Raw genomic sequence first — 596 nt, forward strand, 5'->3', positions numbered from 1 at the left:
AGCCTTCGCGAGCAGGCTCGCTCCCACATGGTTTTTTGTTGGGCTGAAGTTTGAAATCTACCCCCATCCACTGTGGGAGCGAGCCTGCTCGCGATGGCGTCAGCTCATACACCGTACAACCTGTGGCGACTGAGCAAGCTCCCTCGCCACGGTCAGCGGTGAATTAGATCAACCCCTTCTCATCGTCATCGATCAACCGACTCAACCCGCCCAGCGCTTCCCGGGCCTGGTTGCGGTCCATCAGCTTGGCCTGGGCCGCTGGCGGCAGGTCGGTGACGCGGATGACGCCTTTGCTGGTAAGTACCTGAATCAGGTCGTCGAGTACCCGGATCATCTCCAGGTCGCTCTGCTTGAGTTGCTTGAGGCTGTTCTCTACCGCCTGGTTGGCGAACCAGTCCTGGATCTCATGGTTGTCGGCCGGCAAGGTCTCGGTGGCCTCGGCATAAGCGGCGGCTTCGACGCGCACCAGCAGGCCTTGCGCATCGCGTTGCACATAAAACATCGGGCATCCCTCATGTATGAAGCGGCGTCATGCTGGGCAGCATAGGCCAACTGTGGGGAATATGAACACTTATCCTGTGGCGGGGGGGGGGGGG

1 protein-coding gene is annotated in these 596 nt (G+C 60.4%); it reads right to left on the reverse strand.

Annotation, left to right across the window (positions count from 1 at the left end):
* Nucleotides 1-163: 163 nt before the first annotated feature.
* Nucleotides 164-502 carry a tryptophan synthase subunit beta gene (locus tag ACE04F_RS04700; protein WP_305497599.1) on the reverse strand — a complete coding sequence of 113 codons (339 nt, stop codon included), beginning with the start codon at nt 500-502 and terminating at the stop codon, nt 164-166.
* Nucleotides 503-596 lie beyond the last annotated feature (94 nt).

Source organism: Pseudomonas sp. AGC41 (assembly GCF_057334555.1).